Raw genomic sequence first — 19,409 nt, 5'->3', positions numbered from 1 at the left:
CTGGCGGAAGGGGACGTTCCCCGAAGAACGTCCCGGTTACGAGAAGTTTGCGGCGGCCCGGCACTCTATGTGGCGGGCCGCCCACCATTGGGTGGACTTCAGGACGTGATGTGCCCGGGCCCCTTGGGGTGCCGTAATCTCGAAGCCCGGAGCCCGCCGATCTCGGGACTCGCTCCACACCTTGTGATCCACACTCTTGGGGATGCTCGCCAGATGACTGCCGTATCGCTCGGAATCCCGTCCGTACCGACCAAGCTCGCCGACCGCAGGGTCAGCCGCAAGATCCAGGTCGGTTCGGTCGCCGTAGGTGGGGACGCACCGGTCTCGGTGCAGTCGATGACCACGACGCGTACGTCCGACATCGGCGCCACGCTGCAGCAGATCGCCGAGCTGACCGCGTCCGGCTGCCAGATCGTGCGGGTGGCGTGTCCGACGCAGGACGACGCGGACGCGCTCGCCACGATCGCGCGGAAGTCCCAGATCCCGGTGATCGCGGACATCCACTTCCAGCCGAAGTACGTCTTCGCGGCGATCGACGCCGGGTGCGCGGCGGTCCGCGTGAACCCGGGCAACATCAAGCAGTTCGACGACAAGGTCAAGGAGATCGCCAAGGCCGCCAAGGACGCGGGCACGCCGATCCGCATCGGCGTCAACGCCGGCTCCCTGGACGCCCGCCTCCTGAAGAAGTACGGCAAGGCGACGCCCGAGGCCCTGGTCGAGTCGGCCCTCTGGGAGGCCTCGCTCTTCGAGGAGCACGGCTTCCGGGACATCAAGATCTCGGTCAAGCACAACGACCCGGTCGTCATGGTCAATGCCTACCGCCAGCTGGCCGCCCAGTGCGACTACCCGCTGCACCTGGGCGTCACGGAGGCGGGTCCGGCCTTCCAGGGCACGATCAAGTCGGCGGTGGCCTTCGGCGCGCTGCTCTCCGAGGGCATCGGCGACACCATCCGCGTCTCCCTCTCCGCGCCCCCCGCGGAGGAGATCAAGGTCGGCATCCAGATCCTGGAGTCCCTCAACCTCCGCCAGCGCCGCCTGGAGATCGTCTCCTGCCCGTCCTGCGGCCGCGCCCAGGTCGACGTCTACAAGCTGGCCGAAGAGGTCACCGCGGGCCTGGACGGCATGGAGGTCCCGCTCCGCGTCGCCGTCATGGGCTGCGTCGTGAACGGACCGGGCGAGGCCCGCGAGGCCGACCTCGGCGTCGCCTCCGGCAACGGCAAGGGCCAGATTTTCGTGAAGGGCGAGGTCATCAAGACCGTCCCCGAGTCCAAGATCGTCGAGACGCTGATCGACGAGGCGATGAAGATCGCCGAGGAGATGGAGAAGAACGGCGTGATGTCGGGCGAGCCGACGGTCTCGGTAGCGGGCTGACCCACCGGGGCTGACGCCCACACACCGCAGGTGCCCCGCCGCTCGAAGAGCGCCGGGGCACACGTGCATCCAGGGCCGGGAACTCCCACCCGCCCGCCCCGCCCTGCCGAAGCACTGCCGGGTCAACGGACGGGTGGGTGGTGACCCCGCCGCGAAGCGGCGAAAAGACCAGCGCCCCCACCAACCCGCACCCCAAGAACCGCCCGGCCCCGCACGGACAAAAGGCACCCCCCGCACAACCCGCCCCCGCCAGGTACAGTGCGGAGATCAGCAGACCGTATGGTGAGGCCCCCGCACGTGTTGACTCAGACCACTACCCGGGTCCTCGAACCGAGTGACCTCGACGCCGCGCTCGCCGTGCTCGACCGCGAGCCGGTCGCGAACGCCTTCGTGACCGCCCGCGTCCAGGTCGCAGGCCTCGACCCCTGGCGCCTCGGCGGCGAGATGTGGGGCTGGTACGAGGACGGCATGCTGGAGTCCCTCTGCTACGCGGGCGCCAACCTCGTCCCCATCTGCGCCACCCCCCGGGCGGTCCGCGGCTTCGCCGACCGCGCCCGCAGGGCAGGCCGCCGCTGCTCCTCCATCGTCGGCCCCGCGACGTCCACCGCCCAGCTGTGGCGCCTCCTCGAACCCTCCTGGGGCCCCGCCCGCGAGGTCCGCGCCCAGCAGCCCCTGATGGTCACCGACCGCCTCCCGGACGACGTCGTCCCCGATCCGTACGTCCGTCGCGTCCGCAAGGACGAGATGGAGACGATCATGCCCGCGTGCGTGGCGATGTTCACCGAGGAGGTCGGCGTATCCCCGCTGGCCGGCGACGGCGGACTGCTCTACCAGGCCCGCGTCGCCGAACTCGTCGGCTCCGGCCGCTCGTTCGCCCGCCTCGACCAGGACGGCAAGGTCGTCTTCAAGGCCGAGATCGGCGCCGCCACCGCCCAGGCCTGCCAGATCCAGGGCGTCTGGGTCGCCCCCGAGTACCGCGGCCGCGGCCTCGCGGCCCCCGGCATGGCCGCCGTCCTGCGCTACGCCCTCGCGGACGTCGCCCCCGTCGTCAGCCTGTACGTCAACGACTTCAACACCGCGGCCAGAGCGGCGTACCGAAGGGTCGGCTTCCAGGAGGTCGGCGCGTTCATGAGCGTGCTGTTCTGAACGCGACCCCCGCGAAGTAGGGTCGCCCCATGACTGACCACGTCGTGATCGGCCCGCTCGACCTCGGCGCGCGGGTGGACGAGGCGCTGCGCGTCCAGGCCCACGCCTTCGGGCTCAGCGACGACGAGGTGGCCGTGCGGCGGCAGATCGTCCTGCGGCACCTGACCTACCCCGGTGCCCGCGCCTTCGGTGCGACCACCCCGGACGACCGTCTCGTCGGTTTCGTCTACGGCATGCCCAACGACCGCGCCCACTGGTGGTCGACCGTCGTCGAGCCGTATCTGCGCAGCCGGGACCTGGACGGCTGGCTGGACGACTCCTTCGTCATCACCGAACTGCACGTGCACCCCGGTCACCAGAACCGCGGCATCGGCCGCACCCTCATCACCACCATCACGGACGGCGTCCCCGAGCCCCGCTCGATCCTCTCCGCCATCGACGTCGAGAGCCCGGCGCGCGGCCTGTACCGCTCCCTGGGATACGCCGACCTGGCCCGCCGCGTCCTGTTCCCCAGCGCCCCCAAGCCGTACGCCGTGATGGGCGCCCCGCTGCCCCTGCCGAAACGGGTCTGAGCCGTAACCGATTTCCGCCCGCCCCGGGGCCCCGGCTAACCTCCTGACACCACCCTTAAGCAGCAGGAGTTCACCATGGCCCAGGTCCAGCGCATGTCCCGATTGATGGCGAAGACCCTGCGCGACGACCCGGCGGACGCCGAGGTGCTGAGCCACAAACTCCTCGTCCGCGCCGGTTACGTGCGCCGCACCGCCGCCGGTGTCTGGTCCTGGCTGCCGCTGGGCAAGAAGGTCCTCGCCAACGTGGAGCGCGTGGTGCGCGAGGAGATGGACGCCATGGGTGCCCAGGAGGTCTCCCTGCCGGCCCTGCTGCCCAAGGAGCCCTACGAGGCGACGGGCCGCTGGACCGAGTACGGCGCCGAGCTGTTCCGCCTCAACGACCGCAAGGGCGGCGACTACCTCCTCGGCCCCACCCACGAGGAGATCTTCACCCTCCTGGTCAAGGACCAGTGCACGTCCTACAAGGACCTGCCGGTGACCCTCTACCAGATCCAGACCAAGTACCGCGACGAGGCCCGCCCCCGCGCCGGCATCCTGCGCGGCCGCGAGTTCCTGATGAAGGACTCGTACTCCTTCGACCTGGAGGACGAGGGCCTCGCCCAGTCGTACGCCCTGCACCGCGCCGCGTACCAGAAGATCTTCCAGCGCCTCGGCCTCGACTACCGCATCTGCGCCGCCACCGCGGGCGCCATGGGCGGCTCGAAGTCGGAGGAGTTCCTCGCCCCGGCCGCGGCCGGCGAGGACACCTTCGCCGACTGCCCGAACTGCGACTACGCGGCGAACACCGAGGCGGTCTCCTTCGCCCTGAAGCCGGTCGACGCGGCCGACGCGCCCGCCGCCGAGGAGATCCCGACCCCCGACACCCCGACCATCGAGACGCTCGCCGCGCACCTCGACGTCCCGGCGTCGGCCACCCTCAAGAACCTCCTCGTGAAGGTCGACGGTGAGATCGTCGCCGTCGGCGTCCCCGGCGACCGCGAGGTCGACATGGACAAGGTCGAGGCCCACTTCGCCCCGGCCGCCGTCGAGCTGGTCACGGCCGAGGACTTCGAGGGCCGCGACGACCTCGTACGCGGCTACGTCGGCCCGCAGGGCCTGGAGAAGGTCCAGTACGTCGCCGACCCGCGCGTCGCCCCCGGCACCGCCTGGATCACCGGCGCCAACAAGGACGGCGTCCACGCCAAGAACGTCGTCGCGGGCCGCGACTTCGAGGTCGACGCGTACGTCGACGTCGTGGTCGTCCAGGAGGGCGACCCCTGCCCGAACTGCGGCACCGGCCTCAAGCTGGACCGCGCCATCGAGATCGGCCACATCTTCCAGCTGGGCCGCAAGTACGCCGACGCCTTCCAGCTCGACGTCCTCGGCCAGAACGGCAAGCCGGTCCGCGTGACCATGGGCTCGTACGGCATCGGCGTCTCCCGCGCGGTGGCCGCCCTCGCCGAGCAGCACGCCGACGACAAGGGCCTGGTCTGGCCCGAGGAGATCGCACCGGCCGACGTCCACGTCGTCGCGGCGGGCAAGGCCCTGCAGACCGAGCTGGCCCTGGAGGTCTCGGACAAGCTGGCCGCGGCCGGTGTCCGCGTCCTGGTCGACGACCGTCCCGGCGTCTCCCCGGGCGTGAAGTTCACCGACTCCGAGCTGATCGGTGTGCCGAAGATCCTGGTCGCGGGCCGCCGCTCGGCCGACGGTGTCGTCGAGCTGAAGGACCGCCGCACCGGCGAGCGCGAGGAGCTCCCGGTCGACGAGGCGATCGCCCGCCTCACCGCCTGACGGCATTACGCGAGGAGGGCGCACCCCGTCGTACGGGGTGCGCCCTCCTCGCGTACCGCTACAGCCAGCCCGCGAACTCCAACAACAGCTCCGCGTCCTGCACGCGGCCCACCCGACGCGCCCTGACGCCCGACTCCACCGCACGGAACAGCGTCCAGCCCCGCAGCCGCTCCTGCTCGACCTCCAGGGACTCGGCAAGCTTCTTCACGCGCCGCCGCGTGATCGAGGCGCCGGACGGCGAGGCGATCAGGTCCTCCACCCGGTCACGGACCAGGCGCGCGAGGTCGAAGGCGGGCTCGCCGACCACCGGGTCGGGCCCCACGGCCAGCCACGGCAGCCGGTCCCCGGCGAGGACCTTGCTCTGCCGGAAGGTGCCGTGCAGGAGCCGGGGCTCCACCTCGGCGGCGAGCAGCTCGTCGCGGGCCGCCAGCGCCGCGTCCACCAGCGGTGCGACCTCCGCGTCCGAGGAGGCCCGCATGGCCTCCGCCTGCCGCCCCGTCCGCTCGGCGACCGTCTCGAAGCGGTGCCCGGCGGGCGGCTCCACCCACAGCCGCCGCAGCGTCCCCGCGGCTTCGAGCAGCGCCTTGGCCTCCGGCAGCGAGCGCACGGACACGTCGCGGTGGAGCCGTTCGAGGAGCAGCGCCCCGTCCGACGCCTCGGGGTCGAGCAGCCGCGCGGCGCCGAGCCCGCCCCAGTGGGCGAGGGCGGCACGCTCGCTCCGCGGCCGGGACCTGGGCGGCACGAGCTTGAGCACGGCGGGCGTCCCGTCGGACTGCCGCACCATCAGGACGAGGCCGCTGCGCCCGCCGGGGACATGCATCCGCTCGACGGTCAACCCGCGTAGAGCGACGGCCTGTTCGGCTGCCTCGGGCAGCTTCTCCAGCCAGTCGTCGCCGTCCTGCGCCGTCTCGCCGAGTGCTGTGACGAGGCGCTGGGGCGGTTCGAAAGCCATGCGCGAGTCGTTCCTTCCTGAACTTCCCTACGGTTACGCCTTGGGGGTCGCCGGCGCCGACGTGCCGGACGCGGTGGACCGCTCGGCGAGCCCAGGGAAGGCTACGCTCCCGCCCCGCCACCGCGCCGCCCGGACCGCCGCCTCGCGCAGGGCGGCGGCCGCGCTGCGGCGCCGGGTGCCCGAAGAGGCGCGTACGAGGTCGGAGTAGACGCCCGCGACCCGGTCCTCCAGCTCCGTGGCGAGGCGCTCGGCCGCGGCGGAGTCCGGCACGGGGAAGGGCAGGGCGTAGGCCGCGTCGGCGGGCTGTGGTTCGCCGCCCAGGTCGCGGACCGCGCGCTGCAGTTCGTCGCGCCGGGCGCGGTGTGCGTCGTACGCCGTACGGGCCTCGGCCCTGCGCTTGTCGCCGATCCGGCCGCCGACGACCCCGTAGCCGTACACGGCGGCGTGCTCGGCGCCCAGGGCGGCCTGCACGGCCTTCAGCTCCTCGTCCTTGGAGCCGCTCTTGGAGCCGTTCCCGGAATCGTCCGTCGAGCCGCTCACTTGTCCCCCTCCGTCAGCAGATACGCGTGGGCCGCCCCCGCGGCGGCCACCGAGGCGAGCAGCCTGGCCTGTTCGGCCGGGGCGTCGAGCAGGGCCTCGCCCCTGCGGTCGGACAGCGCGCGCTCGGCCTCGGCGAGCTCGTGCAGGGCGTCCTTCTCGTCCGCGGGCACCGACGGGGACGGCGCGGGCGTTGGCCCCTCCGACGACGAGGACGACGCGCTGGGGGACGGCGAGGGACTGCCGTCCCTGAACGCCTCCGCGTGCCGCGCCACCTCCTGCCGCAGCGGCCGGAGCCGGTCGGCGAGGGAGGGGTGCGCCGCGAGCACGGCGTCGTAGCGCCCGAGGAGCTCCCTGCTGTCCTTGGCGGCCTTCGCCCGCAGGCGCCGGGCGGCGGACGGGCGTTCGTCGGAGTCGGCGGAGTCCGTACAGCCCGCGAGCAGCGCGGCCGACGCGACGCCGGCGGCCCCGGCGAGCAGACTCCTTCGACGCGGTCCCGGGCGGGACCGCGGGGCGGTGGGATACGACGGCACGGCAGACATCCTCGTAAGGAAGGCCAAAAGGCGTGAACGAGAAAGGAACAGGAAGGAAGATCGGTGGGCGCGGGCCCGGTGATCACCGTACCTTCGGACCGTCCCGCTCCTCGCGAGCGGCTCGGACCGGAGCCCTGTATCGCCCCGCCTGTGGGCGGCAACACCCCTCCGGACCGGATACCCTTTGACCTGACACGCGACGATCCCACAACAGCACACGCGGCCGAGGAGTCACCCGGATGAGCACCACCCAGAGCGAGAGGCTGCGGCAACTACTGGAACCGCTCGTCACCTCCCAGGAGCTGGATCTCGAAGAGATCGAAGTGGCCTCGGTCGGGCGCAAGCGAGTGCTGCGAGTCGTCGTCGACTCCGAGAACGGCGTGGACCTGGACCAGATCGCGGACGTGAGCCGTGTGCTCTCCGCGAAGCTCGACGAGACCGACGCCATGGGCGAGGGGGAGTACGACCTGGAGGTCGGCTCGCCCGGCGCCGAGCGCGCCCTGAGCGAGCACCGCCACTACGTGCGCGCCGTCGACCGTCTCGTCAAGTTCCAGCTGACCGAGGGCGGCGAACTGACCGCCCGCATCCTCACCGTGGACGACGAAGGGCTCGACCTCGAGGTGCCCGGCGTGAAGGGCCGCAAGCCCACCTCGCGCCGCATCGCCTTCGACGAGATCGCCAAGGCGCGCGTCCAGGTCGAGTTCAACCGCAAGGACAAGAAGGAAGAGGAGGCGTAGCCGTGGACATCGACATGAGTGCCCTGCGGGGTCTGGTCCGGGAGAAGGAGATCTCCCTCGACCTCCTCATCGAGGCGATCGAGTCGGCCCTCCTCATCGCCTACCACCGCACCGACGGCAGCTTCCGCCGCGCACGCGTGAAGCTGGACCGCGAGAGCGGCCATGTGACGGTGTGGGCGACGGAGGACCCGGCCGACCTCGAAGAGGGCCAGGAGCCCAAGGAGTTCGACGACACACCGTCCGACTTCGGTCGCATCGCCGCGACGACGGCGAAGCAGGTCATCCTGCAGCGCCTGCGCGACGCCGAGGACGACGCGACCCTCGGCGAGTACGCCGGGCGCGAGGGCGACATCGTCACCGGCGTGGTCCAGCAGGGCCGCGACCCGAAGAACGTGCTGGTCGACATCGGCAAGCTGGAAGCGATCCTGCCCGTGCAGGAGCAGGTGCCGGGCGAGGAGTACCCCCACGGGATGCGCCTTCGCAGCTACGTCGTCCGGGTGGCCAAGGGCGTCCGCGGCCCGTCCGTGACGCTGTCGCGCACGCACCCGAACCTGGTGAAGAAGCTCTTCGCGCTGGAGGTCCCGGAGATCGCCGACGGTTCCGTCGAGATCTCGGCCATCGCCCGCGAGGCCGGCCACCGCACCAAGATCGCGGTCCGCTCGACCCGCTCGGGCCTGAACGCCAAGGGCGCCTGCATCGGCCCGATGGGCAGCCGCGTGCGCAATGTCATGGCCGAGCTCAACGGCGAGAAGATCGACATCGTCGACTGGTCGGAAGACCCGGCGGACATGGTCGCCCACGCGCTCTCCCCGGCCCGCGTCAGCAAGGTCGAGATCGTCGACCTCGCCGCCCGCTCGGCCCGGGTGACCGTCCCGGACTACCAGCTCTCGCTCGCGATCGGCAAGGAGGGGCAGAACGCCCGCCTGGCCGCGCGGCTCACGGGCTGGCGCATCGACATCAGGCCCGACACCGAGCAGCCCGCCGACCAGTAGCGCGGCGGCCGCGGCATGGCCGCCGGGAATAAATTCCGGGCGGCCATGGCTTGGATCACGACAGTATGTGGCGAGTAGCCGTTCGATTCTTGCCCCAAAGGGGTGAGGTCGGTGCGGGGAGGTAGACTTAAGCGTGTCTGGCCGGACGCATGCCCGCGCATGCCCTGAGCGCACCTGTGTGGGGTGCCGGGAGCGAGCGGCCAAGAGCGATCTGCTGCGCATCGTGGCGAAAGAGGGCGCCTGCGTCCCCGATCCAAGCGGTACGCTGCCTGGCCGGGGTGCCTATGTACACCCCGCCCTGGTCTGTCTAGACCTGGCGGTCCGCCGCCGGGCGTTCCCGCGGGCCTTTCGCGCCCAGGGTGCGCTCGACACGGAGGCGTTGCGCCGGTCTGTCGAGACAGTTGCCCAGCAGGCAACACCGTAAGACGTGGTCGCACGGAACCCCGTGCGTCCCTGGTACCTCGCGAGTTGGAAGTAGGTCGAGATTGCGATGAGCACTCGATGAGTACGCGATGAGTACGCCCATGAAGTAGCGACGGTCCGGCGTAACCCGGACCTAAAAGGAGCGAAGTGGCTAAGGTCCGGGTATACGAACTCGCCAAGGAGTTCGGCGTAGAGAGCAAGGTCGTCATGGCCAAGCTCCAAGAACTCGGTGAATTCGTACGTTCGGCGTCCTCGACGATCGAGGCGCCCGTGGTACGCAAACTGACTGACGCATTCCAGCAGGGCAACGGCAACGGCAAGTCCGCCGCCAAGCCCGGGGCGCCGCGCAAGGCCGCCCCCAAGCCGCCGACCCCGTCGGCACCCTCTCCCGCGCAGGCCGCGCGTCCGGGCCCGGCTGCCCCGAAGCCGCCGGCGCCCAAGCCCGCCGCGGCCGAGAAGCCCGCGGCCCCGGCGACCCCCGGCCCGCGCCCGACGCCGGGACCGAAGCCGCCCGCGCCCAAGCCGGCCCCGGCATCCCCGGCGCCGTCCGCCCCGGAGTTCACCGCTCCGCCGGCCGCGCCCGCCGCTCCCGCGGCGCCGCAGGCCCCCCGTCCGGGCGCTCGCCCGGGTGCCCCGAAGCCCGGTGGCCGTCCGGCCCCCGGTCAGGGTCAGGGTGGCCAGGGCCAGGGCGGTCGTGGTGACCGTCAGGGTGGTGCCCCGCGCCCCGGTGGCCAGGGTGCTCCCCGTCCCGGCGGTGCCCGTCCCGCGGGTCCGCGTCCGGGCAACAACCCCTTCACCTCTGGTGGCTCCACCGGCATGGCGCGCCCGCAGGCGCCCCGTCCGGGCGGTGCCCCGCGTCCCGGCGGCCAGGGTGGCCCCGGTGGCGCCCCGCGTCCGCAGGGCCAGGGCGGCCCCGGTGGCGCTCCCCGTCCGCAGGGCCAGGGCGGCGCCCGTCCGACCCCGGGCGGCATGCCTCGTCCGCAGGCCCCGCGTCCCGGCGGCGGCCCCGGCGGCAACCGTCCGAACCCGGGCATGATGCCGCAGCGTCCCGCTGCGGGCCCGCGTCCCGGTGGTGGCCCCGGCGGTGGCCGCGGTCCCGGCGGCGGCGGTCGTCCGGGCGGCGGCGGTCGTCCCGGTGGCGGCGGCTTCGCGGGTCGTCCCGGTGGCGGTGGCGGCGGCTTCGCCGGCCGTCCCGGCGGTCCCGGTGGCGGCGGCGGTGCCGGTCGTCCCGGTGGTGGCGGCGGCTTCGGCGGTCGTCCCGGCTTCGGTGGCCGTCCCGGTGGTCCGGGTGGCCGCGGTGGCACGCAGGGCGCCTTCGGTCGTCCGGGCGGTCCCGCGCGTCGCGGTCGCAAGTCGAAGCGGCAGAGGCGCCAGGAGTACGAGGCCATGCAGGCCCCGTCGGTCGGCGGCGTGATGCTGCCTCGCGGCAACGGCGAGACCGTTCGCCTGTCGCGCGGTGCTTCCCTCACCGACTTCGCGGAGAAGATCAACGCCAACCCGGCGTCGCTCGTCGCGGTCATGATGAACCTCGGCGAGATGGTCACGGCCACGCAGTCCGTCTCCGACGAGACGCTGCAGCTCCTCGGCGACGAGATGAACTACCAGGTTCAGATCGTCAGCCCCGAGGAGGAGGACCGCGAGCTGCTCGAGTCCTTCGACATCGAGTTCGGCGAGGACGAGGGCGGCGAAGAGGCCCTCATCGCCCGTCCGCCGGTAGTGACCGTCATGGGTCACGTCGACCACGGTAAGACCCGACTCCTCGACGCGATCCGCAAGACGAACGTCGTCGCGGGCGAGGCCGGTGGCATCACCCAGCACATCGGTGCCTACCAGGTCGCGACCGAGGTGAACGGCGAAGAGCGCGCCATCACCTTCATCGACACCCCCGGTCACGAGGCGTTCACCGCCATGCGTGCCCGTGGTGCGAAGTCCACCGACATCGCGATCCTCGTGGTCGCGGCCAACGACGGTGTGATGCCGCAGACGATCGAGGCGCTGAACCACGCCAAGGCGGCCGACGTGCCGATCGTGGTCGCGGTCAACAAGATCGACGTCGAGGGTGCCGACCCGACCAAGGTGCGCGGTCAGCTCACCGAGTTCGGTCTGGTGGCCGAGGAGTACGGCGGCGACACGATGTTCGTCGACATCTCCGCGCGCCAGGGCCAGAACATCGAGCAGCTGCTCGAGGCCGTGGTCCTGACCGCGGACGCCTCGCTCGACCTGCGGGCCAACCCGGAGCAGGACGCGCAGGGTATTGCCATCGAGGCCCACCTCGACAAGGGCCGCGGCGCCGTCGCGACCGTCCTCGTCCAGCGCGGTACCCTCCGCGTCGGCGACACGATGGTCGCCGGTGACGCCTACGGCCGCGTCCGCGCGATGCTCGACGACAAGGGCGAGAACGTCGAGGAAGCGGGTCCCTCGACCCCCGTCCTCGTGCTCGGTCTCACCAACGTCCCGGGCGCCGGCGACAACTTCCTGGTCGTCGACGAGGACCGTACGGCCCGTCAGATCGCCGAGAAGCGTGCCGCCCGTGAGCGCAACGCCGCGTTCGCCAAGCGCGTGCGCCGTGTCTCGCTCGAGGACCTGGACAAGGTGCTCAAGGCCGGCGAGATCCAGCAGCTCAACCTCATCATCAAGGGTGACGCTTCTGGTTCCGTCGAGGCCCTCGAGTCCTCCCTGCTCCAGCTGGACGTCGGCGAAGAGGTCGACATCCGCGTCCTGCACCGCGGTGTGGGTGCGGTCACCGAGTCGGACATCGACCTGGCGATGGGCTCCGACGCCATCGTCATCGGCTTCAACGTCCGTGCGGCCGGTCGTGCCGCGCAGATGGCGGAGCGCGAGGGCGTCGACGTCCGCTACTACTCGGTGATCTACCAGGCCATCGAGGAGATCGAGGCGGCCCTCAAGGGCATGCTCAAGCCGGAGTACGAGGAGGTCGAGCTCGGCACCGCGGAGATCCGCGAGGTCTTCCGCTCGTCCAAGCTCGGCAACATCGCGGGTGTGCTCATCCGCTCCGGCGAGGTCAAGCGCAATACCAAGGCCCGTCTGCTTCGCGATGGCAAGGTCATCGCGGAGAACCTCAACATCGAGGGCCTGCGCCGCTTCAAGGACGACGTCACCGAGATCCGCGAAGGCTTCGAGGGCGGTATCAACCTCGGCAACTTCAACGACATCAAGGTCGACGACGTCATCGCGACGTACGAGATGCGCGAGAAGCCGCGCGGCTGATCGGCTGCACCACAGCAGTCCGATCTGCGCGGTTGAGTGTCGGGGCCGGTCGGCGGGGAAAATCCCGTCGATCGGCCCCGGCCGTTCCGTGTACGGTTCTTGTGTCCCTGCCAAGCGGTTGGCGGGGCCTCGACCCCGTACCGGCGGGACATCCGGACACACATGTATGTGGGGACTCTGTCCTTCGATCTGCTCCTCGGCGACGTACATTCGCTGAAGGAGAAACGCTCCGTCGTCCGTCCGATCGTCGCCGAACTCCAGCGCAAATACGCGGTGAGCGCGGCGGAAGTGGGCGGTCAGAACCTGCACCGGAGGGCCGAGATCGGCCTCGCGGCGGTGTCCGGTGACGCGGGCCATCTCACGGACGTACTGGACCGGTGCGAGCGTCTCGTCGCCGCCCGGCCCGAAGTGGAGCTGCTGTCGGTCCGGCGGCGGCTGCACGGCGACGACGATTGAACAAGGCAAGACAAGCCCAGGGAATGCCCGGGGATAAGGGAGACGGAGCAGTGGCCGACAACGCGCGGGCGAAAAGGCTGGCGGACCTCATCCGAGAGGTGGTTGCTCAGAAGCTGCAGCGCGGGATCAAGGACCCGCGGCTCGGGACGCACGTGACGATCACGGACACCCGGGTGACCGGTGACCTGCGGGAGGCCACGGTCTTCTACACGGTCTACGGCGACGACGAGGACCGCGCGGCCGCCGCCGCGGGCCTGGAGAGCGCCAAGGGCGTCCTCCGTTCGGCGGTCGGCCAGGCCGCGGGCGTGAAGTTCACCCCGACGCTGGCCTTCGTCGCGGACGCCCTGCCGGACAACGCCAGGGCCATCGAGGACCTCCTCGACAAGGCGCGTCTCAACGACGCCAAGGTGCGGGAGGTCTCCGCGGGCGCCGAGTTCGCGGGCGACGCGGACCCGTACAAGAAGCCCGAGGACGATGAGACGGACGGCGACGCCCCCGCATGAGCAAGAGCAGCACCACGCCGGACGGACTTGTCATCGTCGACAAGCCGTCCGGCTTCACTTCGCACGACGTGGTGGCCAAGATGCGCGGGATCGCCAAGACCCGCCGCGTCGGTCACGCGGGCACCCTCGACCCCATGGCGACGGGCGTCCTCGTGCTCGGCGTGGAGCGCGCCACCAAGCTTCTCGGCCATCTGGCGCTGACCGAGAAGGAGTATCTGGGGACCATCCGCCTCGGGCAGAACACGCTCACCGACGACGCCGAGGGCGAGATCACCTCGTCCGCGGACGCCTCGCGGGTCACCCGTACGGCGATCGACGCGGGCATCGCCAAGCTCTCCGGCGACATCATGCAGGTGCCGTCGAAGGTCAGCGCGATCAAGATCGACGGCAAGCGTTCGTACGCGCGCGCCCGCAAGGGCGAGGACTTCGAGATTCCGGCCCGGCCCGTGACGATCTCCGCCTTCACCGTGTACGACGTCCGCGACGCCGTGGCCGAGGACGGCACGCCCGTCCTGGACCTGGTCGTCTCGGTCGTCTGCTCCTCGGGGACGTACATCAGGGCGCTCGCCCGCGATCTCGGCGCTGACCTGGGCGTCGGCGGTCATCTGACCGCGCTGCGCCGCACCCGCGTCGGCCCCTACAAGCTGGACTCGGCCAAGACCCTCGACCAGCTCCAGGAGGAGCTGACCGTGATGCCCGTGGCCGAGGCGGCGGGCCGGGCCTTCCCGCGCTGGGACGTGGACGAGAAGCGCGGCAAGCTGCTCCTCAACGGCGTACGGATCGACATGCCCGAGGAGTACGCGGGCAAGGGCGCCGTCGCCGTCTTCGATCCGGAGGGCCGCTTCCTGGTCCTGGCGGAGGAGTCGAGGGGCAAGGCCAAGAGCCTGGCCGTCTTCGCGTGACGCCCGTCGTGTTCGCGTGACGCCCGTCGTGGAGCGGCGGACCCAGGTCCGCCGCTCCACGATCCCCCCACTCAAAGGTGTATCCATCGGCTCCCGTCGATTCACCCCTTCGAGCAGGCGCTCGGAGTGAACCGAGGGAGCGGAAGGGGGCGCGTTCGCTCCGCGTTCTGTCCCGCTGATCACCGCCGACCTACGGTCGGAGGGACGGGGCACGCCGGGGAGGTTCGAGCATGGCGGGACGGGGTCCGCGGGCCAGGGGCACCGGGGACACGGGGGAGCGGAGCGGGCCCACGGTGCTCGACCGGGCCCTGGTGCGGATATGCGACCTCGCGGGGCGCCCGAGGGGCACGGGGTTCGCCGCCGACGAGCTCGGCACGGTCGTCACCAGCCATGAAGCGGTCGACGGCCTGGCCCGCATCGTCCTGCACGCACCGGGCGAGCGCACCTGCGTGGTGCCCGCCGACGCCGTGGTGCCCCTGCCCGGCACCGATCTCGCCCTCGTCCGCACCGAAGGGCTCGGCCTGCGCCCCCTGCCCATCGCGGAGCGGGACTCGGTGGCGACCGGCGCCTATGTGCGCATCGCCGCGCGCGGCTGGCGCGAGGCCCGCGTCCTCGGCTCGTCCCCGGTGACGTACACGGCCACGGACCGCTTCCATCTGGTGGGCGCCGCCCTGGAGTTGGCGATCGGCACGGACGGCGCCGACGCGCTGCGGCTCGGCGGCGGGGCCGCGGGCGGTCCCGTCGTGGACGCCTCGTCCGGCGCCGTCATCGCCGTCCTCGGCACCGCGCTGCTGCCCCAGAGCCTCGGCCCCGCCCCCGCGGGGCAGGCCCCCTTCGCACACCGCCCCGCCGGCTATGCGGTGCCGCTGCGGGATGCGGCGGCCGCCGATCCGGACGGGCCGCTCGCGGAGCTCCTCGCGCGCAATGGGGCGACCGTGCCCGCGTACGGCACGGACCTCAACCTCGCGGGCGCCCTGCACCTCACGGCCACGTCGACCGGCTCCGACGGGCCGTGCGCCGAGCCGCGCGAGCCGGTCGAGCCGGTCGAACGGCCCGATGCGGCAAGGGAGTTCGACGCCTTCACCGCGGGGCCCGCCCGGGTGCTCGCGCTGGTCGGAGACCCCGGCACCGGACGGACGACGGAACTGGCGGCGCTCGCCGCGCGGCGGGCCAGGGGGGCCGCACCCGTCCCCACGCTGTGGCTGCGCGGCGCCGACCTGTGGGCCACGGACGCCTCGGTGGCCGACGCGGTGGAGCGGGCGTTGGACCGGGCGGGGCGGATTCTTGCGGCGTCGGCGTCGGCGTCGGCTTCAGGGGAAGCGGAGTCGGGTTCCTCGCCTTCCGAAGCGGCGCTGGAGGGGCGTGACCTCGGGGACATCTCGGCGGGCCGGGTGGCGCGGGTCGTGCGGAGGGCGGGGCGGCCGCTGCTGTTGCTGCTGGACGGGCCCGAGGAGATGCCGCCCGTGCTCGCGCACCGTCTCGCGGAGTGGAGCGGCGGCACCGATCAGTGGCTGCGGGACACGGGGACGCGGCTCGTCGTGGCCTGCCGCTCGGAGTACTGGGAGCAGGCGGGGGCGTACTTCGACGCGGCCTCGCTGCACGGCACGGACGCAGCCGCCGGTCTCCCCGGCTGCGTACGCCTCGGTGATCTGCCGGAGCCGCAGGCACGCAGGGCCCGCGCGCGGTACGCGATTCCGGACGCCGCGCTCACCGGAGCCGACGCGCGCCATCCGCTGGCGATGCGGCTGCTCTGCGAGGTGCGGGCCGCCAGGCCGGACGCGCCGCCGCCGGGCACGCCGGGCCGGGAGGAGATCTTCGCCGCCTATCTGGACCTGCTGTGCCTGCGCGTCGCGGTGCGGCTCGCGGCGGCGAACGGGCTGCGCGGGAATGCCGTACGCCGCCTGGCGGCGAAGGTGTCCGGGCAGGTCCACGAGGCCGCGCGGCGGTGTCTGGGGCCAGGACAGGGAGAGTTGGACCGGGCTTCCTTCGAGGCGGTGTTCCCGTGGGGTGCGCTGTCGGTGCAGAGGGGCGGGCGGGAGTTCCACCGCTGCACGGGATGGGCGTCGGCCGTGCTCACCGAAGGGCTGCTCGTGCCGGCCGGGGCGGGCTACCGCTTCGCGCACGAGGAACTGGCCGACTGGATCCAGGGAATGCACCTGGACGTGGACGGGGCGCTGGCCACGCTGGTCCACCGGCACCGCGACGCGTCCCGGGTCCCGGCGGTCCCCGAACAGCGCCGACGCCGCCCCGCCACGGATACAGGCCGCCCCCTGCCGGTGCCCCGGCACCGGATCGGCCCGGTGGTCCAGGCCCTGCTGTTGCTGGGACGCCAGCGGGGCGCGGCCGAACTGGCTGCGCGGCTCGGGGAGTTGATGGACGCACTGACGGACCTCGCGGCGACCGGTCGGCCGGGGGCGCCCGACGACGGCTGCGGCGGTGCCGCGGGGCCCGGTGTCCGCGGTCGTGCGGTGGGTGAGGGGTGTCCGGAGGCGGAGGCTGCGGGTGGTGGAGGGCGGAGCCCGGGGCGTGGTGCGTCCGATGCCGCGTGGGCTTCGCGGGGGGATCCCGCGGCGGGGGAGGGGTGCCCGGAGGCCGTATCCGTGGGGTGTCCGGAGGCTGTGGGCGGTGGAGGGCCGGGCGTGGAGCCCGGTGTGTCGGATGCCGCATGGTGGGCCTCGCGCCTGCTGGGGGAAGTGCTCCTGCGCCTGCCCGACGCGACCCCCTACCTCGCGGTGCTCGAACCGCTCGCCGAGCGAGGGGAGTTCGGGACCGCGTTCTGGCTGCGGCTGCCGCTCGGGGAGGCCGAGCGGTTCCCGCTGCTGCGGCGCCTCGTGGCGCACGACGGACCGCCGGGGACGGGGAACCGCTGCCTCGACGCCGTGGCCGAGCTGCTCGCCGCCGACCCCGCGGCCGTGCAGCCGCACCTGGCCCGCTGGTTCACCGACGAGCGGCCGCTGGACTCCGCCCCGGACGCCACCGTCGCCTCCGCCGCGCAGGCGCTGCTCCACACCCACCGGCACCGCGCCATCGACGACCTCACCGAGGCCCTGGTCGACTGCGCCCACGCCCGCGCCGACGAACTGCTCGCCGCGCTCTGCGAGGACGAGCCCTCCGCCATCTGCCGCGCCGTCGATCGCTGGGCCCACGACGAGCGCCCGGGGCGGCGCGTGGCCGCCGCGGCGTACGGCCTGCGCACCGCCCCGCACACCACCACCGAGGCCGACCGCGAGCTCCTGCGGTACGCCGCCTTCGCGCTGCTCGCCCGCCCCGCCGACGACACCCTGCACGGCGCCGCCCTCGCCCTGCTCGTCCGCGACCCGCAGACCCGCTCCCGCCACCTGCCCCATGCCTTGCGCCGCTTCGCCGCGGGCGACCCGCAGCTGCCGGCGAGCGCGCTCGCCGCCGCCCTGACCACCCACCCCGAGCCGGTGCTCGCCGCCTTCCGGGCCCGGCTGCACGACCCGGGTGCGGGCGCCTCCGACGTCCTGTGCGGCCTCGCCGACGTGACCACGCCCGCCCTCGCGCGCCGCGTCGCCACCCTCGTGCACGACCTCCTGGAGGCCCGCCCCGAAGCGGCGGAACCCGCCGCCGCGTACATCGACCGGCGGCTCGAACACGGCCCCGGAGTGCGCGCCGTCCTCTACCCCCTGGTGGCCGGGCTGCTGCACAGCCGTCCCGCGCGGGTCCGGGCCGCCCTCGCGCCCGTGCTCGCGGCCCCCGGCACCGCCGCCTCGCGCGCCCTGCGGGGCGAGCTGCTCGACGTACTGCTCAGCCAGGAGCGCGACGCCGCCGTCCTGGAGAGCGTCCTGCGGTCGGTGGCAGACGCCGCGGAGGAGTGCGGCGAGGCCCGTACCCGCGAGCGCGTGCACCGCGTCGGGCTGCTGCTCGTGCGCACCCCGGAGGGCGCGTCCTGCTTCGACCGCCGCCTGGTCGAACTCGCCGGCGCCAGGCCGTGCTTCGCCGCGCTCGTCGCCGGCTGGCTGGAGAGCGCCCCGCAGGAGTGGGCCGCGCTGGTCGGCCCCAGCGCCCGCCGCACGATCGAGTCCCTCGCGGGAGGTGTGCGGATCCCCGCCTAGCCAGGAGTGACGCCTGGAGCGACGCCTGGAGTGACCCCCGCCACCCCCTCCGATGCGAGCCGGGACCCGTCGGCATGGCAGTCTTAGTCCTGCGTTATCGGCAATGGGAACGTACAGACGTACGTGACGTACACGGGTTCGGCGAGGAGCAAAGAAGTGCAGCGCTGGCGTGGCTTGGAGGACATCCCCCAGGACTGGGGGCGCAGCGTCGTCACCATCGGTTCCTACGACGGTGTGCACCGCGGTCACCAGCTGATCATCGGGCGTGCCGTGGAGCGGGCACGCGAGCTCGGCGTGCCCGCCGTGGTCGTCACCTTCGACCCCCACCCCAGCGAGGTCGTGCGCCCCGGCAGCCACCCGCCGCTGCTCGCCCCGCACCACCGCCGCGCCGAGCTGATGGCCGAGCTCGGCGTCGACGCGGTCCTGATCCTCCCCTTCACCACCGAGTTCTCGAAGCTGTCGCCCGCCGATTTCGTGGTGAAGGTCCTCGTCGACAAGCTGCACGCGCGTGTGGTCGTGGAGGGCCCCAATTTCCGCTTCGGTCACAAGGCCGCGGGTAACGTCGACTTCCTTGCCGAGCTCGGTCGTACGTACGACTACGAGGTCGACGTCATCGACCTGTACGTCAGCGGTGAGGCCGGCGGCGGCGAGCCCTTCTCCTCCACCCTGACCCGGCGCCTGGTCGCCGAGGGCGACGTGACGGGCGCCGCGGAGATCCTCGGCCGTCCGCACCGCGTCGAGGGCGTCGTCGTGCGCGGCGCCCAGCGCGGGCGCGAGCTGGGCTTCCCCACCGCCAACGTGGAGACGCTGCCGCACACCGCGATCCCCGCCGACGGCGTCTACGCCGGGTGGCTGCACGTCGAGGGCGAGGCCATGCCCGCGGCGATCTCCGTCGGCACGAATCCGACGTTCGACGGGACCGCGCGGACCGTCGAGGCGTACGCGATCGACCGCGTCGGCCTTGACCTGTACGGGTTGCACGTGGCCGTGGACTTCCTGGCCTTCGTGCGGGGGCAGGCGAAGTTCGACTCGATCGATTCGCTGCTGGTTGCCATGGCGGACGACGTGAAGAAGTCCCGGGAGCTTGTCGAAGCGGCGGAGGCGTAGTTCTTCGGCCGCGGGCCGGTGGGGGCTTGTCGCGCAGTTCCCCGCGCCCCCCCCCCGGCGCGGGGGGCAGGGCGCGCCAACACCCAACACCACTAAGCCGCCAC

The 19,409-nt window shown here is 72.6% G+C and carries 16 protein-coding genes; 13 read left to right on the top strand and 3 right to left on the bottom strand.

Annotated features, from left to right (window positions below; genetic code table 11):
* Positions 1–213 precede the first annotated feature (213 nt).
* From ispG to AB0B50_RS35415, 4 genes are all read left to right on the top strand, one after another.
* Positions 214–1,371, top strand: coding sequence for a flavodoxin-dependent (E)-4-hydroxy-3-methylbut-2-enyl-diphosphate synthase (ispG, locus tag AB0B50_RS35430; protein WP_362339943.1), 1,158 nt, complete (start codon positions 214–216; stop codon positions 1,369–1,371).
* Positions 1,372–1,668: 297 nt separating this feature from the next.
* On the top strand, positions 1,669–2,517 hold the full coding sequence (locus AB0B50_RS35425) for a GNAT family N-acetyltransferase (RefSeq protein WP_362339942.1): 849 nt from the start codon (positions 1,669–1,671) through the stop codon (positions 2,515–2,517).
* 29 nt (positions 2,518–2,546) lie between these two features.
* On the top strand, positions 2,547–3,089 hold the full coding sequence (locus AB0B50_RS35420) for a GNAT family N-acetyltransferase (RefSeq protein ID WP_362339941.1): 543 nt from the start codon (positions 2,547–2,549) through the stop codon (positions 3,087–3,089).
* A 75-nt stretch (positions 3,090–3,164) separates the two neighbouring features.
* Entirely contained in the window at positions 3,165–4,859 is a 1,695-nt protein-coding gene (locus AB0B50_RS35415) for a proline--tRNA ligase (protein WP_362339940.1), read from the top strand.
* A 58-nt stretch (positions 4,860–4,917) separates the two neighbouring features.
* On the opposite strand, the gene AB0B50_RS35410 is transcribed toward AB0B50_RS35415, so the two are convergent.
* Genes AB0B50_RS35410 through AB0B50_RS35400 form a run of 3 tightly spaced genes read right to left on the bottom strand, consistent with a single transcriptional unit; the run spans position 4,918 to position 6,890 of the window.
* Positions 4,918–5,811, bottom strand: coding sequence for an aminoglycoside phosphotransferase family protein (locus AB0B50_RS35410; RefSeq protein ID WP_362339939.1), 894 nt, complete (start codon positions 5,809–5,811; stop codon positions 4,918–4,920).
* 33 nt (positions 5,812–5,844) lie between these two features.
* Positions 5,845–6,351: a ferritin-like domain-containing protein gene (locus AB0B50_RS35405; protein WP_362339938.1), complete on the bottom strand. Its 507-nt coding sequence runs from the start codon at positions 6,349–6,351 to the stop codon at positions 5,845–5,847.
* Positions 6,348–6,890, bottom strand: coding sequence for a hypothetical protein (locus AB0B50_RS35400; protein ID WP_362339937.1), 543 nt, complete (start codon positions 6,888–6,890; stop codon positions 6,348–6,350). Before AB0B50_RS35400 ends, AB0B50_RS35405 begins: the two co-directional genes overlap by 4 nt.
* Positions 6,891–7,120: 230 nt before the next feature.
* On the opposite strand from AB0B50_RS35400, the gene rimP reads away from it, so the two are divergent.
* The 9 genes from rimP to AB0B50_RS35355 all read left to right on the top strand — a co-directional run bounded on the left by rimP (position 7,121) and on the right by AB0B50_RS35355 (position 19,305).
* A complete protein-coding gene (rimP, locus tag AB0B50_RS35395) occupies positions 7,121–7,618 on the top strand; it encodes a ribosome maturation factor RimP (protein ID WP_362339936.1) in 498 nt (165 codons plus the stop codon).
* A gap of 2 nt (positions 7,619–7,620) precedes the next feature.
* A complete protein-coding gene (gene nusA / locus AB0B50_RS35390; RefSeq protein WP_362339935.1) occupies positions 7,621–8,610 on the top strand; it encodes a transcription termination factor NusA in 990 nt (329 codons plus the stop codon).
* Between the two features lie 133 nt (positions 8,611–8,743).
* A complete protein-coding gene (locus AB0B50_RS35385; RefSeq protein ID WP_362339934.1) occupies positions 8,744–9,034 on the top strand; it encodes a YlxR family protein in 291 nt (96 codons plus the stop codon).
* Between the two features lie 146 nt (positions 9,035–9,180).
* Complete coding sequence (infB, locus tag AB0B50_RS35380; protein WP_362339933.1) at positions 9,181–12,261, top strand: translation initiation factor IF-2; 3,081 nt, start codon at positions 9,181–9,183, stop codon at positions 12,259–12,261.
* Between the two features lie 162 nt (positions 12,262–12,423).
* Entirely contained in the window at positions 12,424–12,717 is a 294-nt protein-coding gene (locus tag AB0B50_RS35375) for a DUF503 domain-containing protein (protein WP_055701494.1), read from the top strand.
* Positions 12,718–12,767: 50 nt separating this feature from the next.
* The gene (gene rbfA / locus AB0B50_RS35370; protein WP_362339932.1) at positions 12,768–13,220 is read left to right on the top strand and encodes a 30S ribosome-binding factor RbfA; all 453 of its coding nucleotides are present in this window, start codon (positions 12,768–12,770) and stop codon (positions 13,218–13,220) included.
* Entirely contained in the window at positions 13,217–14,122 is a 906-nt protein-coding gene (truB, locus tag AB0B50_RS35365; protein WP_362339931.1) for a tRNA pseudouridine(55) synthase TruB, read from the top strand. The genes rbfA and truB overlap by 4 nt, the downstream gene beginning before the upstream one ends.
* A 230-nt stretch (positions 14,123–14,352) precedes the next feature.
* Entirely contained in the window at positions 14,353–18,198 is a 3,846-nt protein-coding gene (locus AB0B50_RS35360; RefSeq protein ID WP_362339930.1) for a trypsin-like peptidase domain-containing protein, read from the top strand.
* Positions 18,199–18,354: 156 nt separating this feature from the next.
* Positions 18,355–19,305 (top strand): bifunctional riboflavin kinase/FAD synthetase, encoded by a 951-nt coding sequence (locus AB0B50_RS35355; RefSeq protein ID WP_362339929.1) that lies wholly within the window; start codon positions 18,355–18,357, stop codon positions 19,303–19,305.
* Positions 19,306–19,409 lie beyond the last annotated feature (104 nt).

Origin of the sequence: Streptomyces sp. NPDC041068, assembly GCF_040647455.1 — a bacterium.
Classification (GTDB): Bacteria; Actinomycetota; Actinomycetes; order Streptomycetales; family Streptomycetaceae; genus Streptomyces.
This window is presented reverse-complemented; position numbering and strand designations above follow the sequence as displayed.